The following is a 4,155-nucleotide window of genomic DNA, read 5'->3' as shown; positions in this document are numbered from 1 at the left end:
AGTAGTCATCGACACTGGCAGGAAACATGTCAGGCGTACTGCGATCAATGGGTCGAAAAGTCCACTTCTTCATTTGACAGAGGTCGTTGTTCTGGGTAGTGAGTACAGACGATTATGCCTGTTTTTTGCTCTTAGTCCGGCAGGCTCCTAGTGGTTCAGGGCAGCCGTGATGCTATGGGTGACCATTCAACCGTTCAGGGTTATGACTTGTCTAAGAATATTCAGCTCCACTGGCTGGAAGACGGCAATCATGACCTGAAACCCAGAGTAAAATCAGGTTTCACTCATGAGCAGCATTTACTGGAAGCTGCTGAAACGGTTACAACCTTCATTAAATCCAGAATATAAAGTATTGAATATAGATTAAATCACCCACTTAATTTAGGGAAGAGCCAGAAATTTGATCAACAGTTTTCTTGCAAACATTGGGCTTGTTTCTCTGAAAGACTTATGAATCAGGTTTAACTATCAGCGGTGAACCGTGTAGTGCGGACCCGCACGCTACGTGGAGGCTAGAGACCTCCGGCTACCCGATTTAGGCATTCTGTGTTTTTATGTACAGTAAATCCTGAAGTAGGCCTTTATTGCTGGGGAATATCAATCCGCAAAGTCCGCAGACGCTTTTATCTGGGAGTTTCTTTCAGCGGTTTCTTTATGCTTTCTTGTTTGGAAGCACATACTTTGAACTCTTCAGAGGCTTCCTGAAATATCTTTCCGATCAGGCATTCAAAGTTATCTATAACTCTTTCCAGGGTAACAGATGAATCATCCTCTGAAGTCACAGGCTCGAAAAGGTTTTGAAGGAGTTCCACTTTCTCTTTATACGTTTTGTCGCTGAACAAAAAGGTGCGTAATTTTTCAGCAAAGTGGTCATTTCTCGTCGTCTCTTGTTTCTGCCGCAAAAACAACTCATATTTATTGCGCCAGCCTCTGTCATAATGATCCACTCCATCGTGATCAGAGAGAACGAAGAAATTATGGTAATAAGCGCCATAAGGTACCGATATAAACCTGATGCTCGGTTCCCAGTACCCGTCAGGGAAGTGGTTCTTCCATATCTCTTCAACCTCCAGAACATCAAGAATCTGCCCTTTCTCATCATGCTCATGCAGCAGGGTGGCTATTATCTGGTACCGTTCATCACTAATCGAGTAACCATGGCTGTAGTTCTCACGGCCATCTTCATACTCATCTGAACCTTTTTTATCAATAGCAAAATGAGGGAACAGGGTACCGTCACGGTCTTTATCCCTAAGCATGGCTACTGCACGCTCTGTCAACTTACCCTCCCCACCATAGCTACACACACACATGGCAAGAAGTCTTTTATCTTCTGGCCATTCAGGTTTTGGCTCGAATGACCAGTTGCTATCGGGGGAAGCTGTACGGTCTTCCTTGATACTGGACATATAAACGGTGCGTTCTGCCGTGAGAGCAGAATGTTCCGGTGAATGAGAATGCTGAGCCTGTCCGATCCTATGCTCCTGTACAGGGGATTGTGCAGGGGATTGTGCAGGGGATTGTGCAGGGGAGGGAAAAGTATCAGGCCTGTCCTGAGGGAGGGGCCGAGAAGAAAAAGGTTGTCCAGTGTGAAGCGCAAGCTCACTATCATCCCTCAATAGATCTTCTACGGCCTCTACATTACCATTACCGTCAAACGCGGAACCTTCTAATCTGAGAGCTGTATGATCAATCGGTTTCGATTCTTTCATCTTTTTTTTCCTTTTTTTTCCTTTTTTTTTCTTTTTTCCTTTTTTTTCCTTTTTTTCTACTTTAGAGGCAGTAGCACTTTGTCGTTTATTCGCAGGAAGGGACGTCTTTTCTGGTGGTACTATAAATAGAGCTATCCTCTGAAGTACAGCCAGATGGAGAGGATATAAATAGTCATGAATACTCTTACTGATGTTTTCAAGCCACAGGTCTCTCATTGATTGAATGATGGACTCCAAACCGTTTTCTTCCGGTGTAAAATCCGTTGACGGACTGTTTTGCCAGTCAATCATATTTTGCAAGGGCCACTCCAGCACTCTTAGCGCCCCCTGATTTGCTAATAGCTGTATCCCTGTGTGCAACAGATTCAGCCACTCTCTGGGCCATATTTTTTGCGCTGAATAACCGGCTACGATGTATTCCGCTTCCAGCATCCCCAAAACCTCCAATAGCGCATGGGGGTCTCTGCGCTTATCCGCCAGATAGACAAAGCCGGAATGGGGAGACTCCGCTATGGCGCTATAAACCAGCCAATACCGGGGGTGCCCTGTTATTTGCTGTAACCCATCATATGAATGGTGTATCGTTTTTAGCGGGGAAGGTAAAAAGAACGACACTGGTACAGTTTCAATGACCTCAGACAACGCTTCAAACACAACCCGACTGATCATTTTGACGCTTGCAGGATCAAACAAACTGTACAGCTCGTCTTCAGGCGTATTCATACAAGTATTCGATAACCAGTCCAGCTCCCAGCGGCCCAGGCCAGTTGTCATTGTCGGAACAGATGTTTCTATCCGGCGCTTATCCTCCAGACTTATTGTGATGTGAATCTGTTCTGTATCCGAAGAATTGTCGAGCCTTATCTCCAGATTGCTGACCTGATTATGCCTTAAAAGATGATAGAGGTTTTGCCACTCATCCTGATTTGTTTCGACGTCTGGGTTTTCTGCAGAATCATAAATTAATGGCACCATTCTGAAATAAGGCTCTGTCTCATCAGGGAAAGAAAACTGCAAATACCAATGACGCGCCTGCCATGGATCATCCAGATAGACTGGCATCGTTCCCTGCCTCTTGCCGCAGAACAGAGAGTCAGTCCCGGCTTTTATTCTCTGGCTGACGCCCTGCGCCAGCAGCTGACTCCCCCCAACCAGAGCCTGTCCAGCGAGCCATCCCCAGATAGCGTTTGTGAACATCTGGGAAACAAACTGTAAATAAGGTTTGGCCACAGGGTAAGCATGAGCCGTTTTTCCAGTCAGGGCAGCCATGTAGTAGGGTACCAGAACCATTCCAGCGGTATAAAACGCATGGGAAATAACCTTCTGGAACTGTCCCTGCAGATGAGCGCTGTCAACCCCTTCCAGCACCAGTGTTTGATCCTGAACAGGAATGGCTATTCCCGCCGCAGTTTCCTGATATGCAAAAGTTTCCTGATATGCAAAAGTTTTGAGACTGAAAAATACAAAAAAAAGGATTAACCAATGAGTCATGACCGTTGATCCATCGCAGCTCCAGATCCAACAGTCAGATTTGACTGGGTTGGCAGGAGTTTTTCATTTAGCAACAACACTGTCGAATGCCTGATGCAGGCAGAGCGAGGTGAGTAGACCGAGGAAACTTTCCCCTCAGCCTCTCGCAAAACGGAACGTGAACCTCTCGATTCATTCCGCTTCCATCAAGGGGTGTGCTGCCTGTTTAATGTACTTGATAGGCTTTAAGGGTTTCCTAAAAAACTCTTTCTGATTCTCTCAAATCTTTGCTCTGCATGGACTGGAGAGAAGCTTTTGAAATCTTCAATCTGTCTTGGACCGACTCATAAGCTCCTCAAAAGTTAATATTTCACGGACAACCTTGGTTTTGAAACTGCTCTAAACTCGTCATATTGGTCACATATAGTGACGCAAGTACAGTTTTAGGGGACAAAACAGCCAAAAACAGCCAAAAACAGCTATTTGTTCGATCTTTAGATACTTATTAAAGGTTCAATTCGGGAGCATTGATCACCAGATTAGTATTTCCATGGGTTAGCAGAAACTGCTCTACATCAATCAGGCAGCACACCCCATCAAGCAAACATTCTTGCTGACCCAAATCGCCAATGGGCGAAGAGCCCAGGACACCGTACGACAACTGATCAAACAGACCTATCGCACGACTTTTGAGAAAAAAAGAAAAAAAGGGACATCCTATAAATTCCACAAACCCAGTAGCCTGATTACTCACTACCCTACTTCCTAAAACACTTGATTAACATGGAACCACTTAAATTCAATGATCATCAACGTGATGAAATCGGAAAAAAGAGCTTAAATCATTACCTGTTTACCACTAATCATACGTCATGACACAGAGAAAGCAGATTTAAGAATATACATCTGTTTTTTTATTCTTCCTGATTTTTAAACAGTTGAAAATTGTCGAAACACTGCAATATTGGCAGTA

The 4,155-nt window shown here is 44.6% G+C and carries 3 protein-coding genes; 1 reads left to right on the top strand and 2 read right to left on the bottom strand.

Features of this window, described 5'->3' with window-relative positions; all coding sequences use genetic code 11:
• The first annotated feature begins 150 nt into the window (after positions 1-150).
• Complete coding sequence (locus tag ACR2PX_RS21255) at positions 151-348, top strand: alpha/beta family hydrolase (RefSeq protein WP_434001361.1); 198 nt, start codon at positions 151-153, stop codon at positions 346-348.
• 275 nt (positions 349-623) lie between these two features.
• Here ACR2PX_RS21255 and ACR2PX_RS21250 read toward each other — a convergent pair whose 3' ends face one another.
• Both ACR2PX_RS21250 and ACR2PX_RS21245 read right to left on the bottom strand, forming a co-directional pair.
• Complete coding sequence (locus tag ACR2PX_RS21250) at positions 624-3,203, bottom strand: hypothetical protein (RefSeq protein ID WP_434001360.1); 2,580 nt, start codon at positions 3,201-3,203, stop codon at positions 624-626.
• A 484-nt stretch (positions 3,204-3,687) separates the two neighbouring features.
• Positions 3,688-3,936, bottom strand: coding sequence for a hypothetical protein (locus ACR2PX_RS21245; protein WP_434001359.1), 249 nt, complete (start codon positions 3,934-3,936; stop codon positions 3,688-3,690).
• Between the last annotated feature and the right edge of the window lie 219 nt (positions 3,937-4,155).

This window comes from Endozoicomonas sp., from assembly GCF_051008435.1.
Classification (GTDB): Bacteria; Pseudomonadota; Gammaproteobacteria; order Pseudomonadales; family Endozoicomonadaceae; genus Endozoicomonas_A.
Note: the sequence above shows the minus strand (reverse complement) of the source record. Positions and strands in the feature narration are given on the sequence as shown.

Coding starts and splice junctions, on each gene's coding strand:
- ACR2PX_RS21250 (WP_434001360.1), bottom strand. CDS start 3,203: ATGACTCATTGGTTAATCCTTTTTTTTGTATTTTTCAGTCTCAAAACT.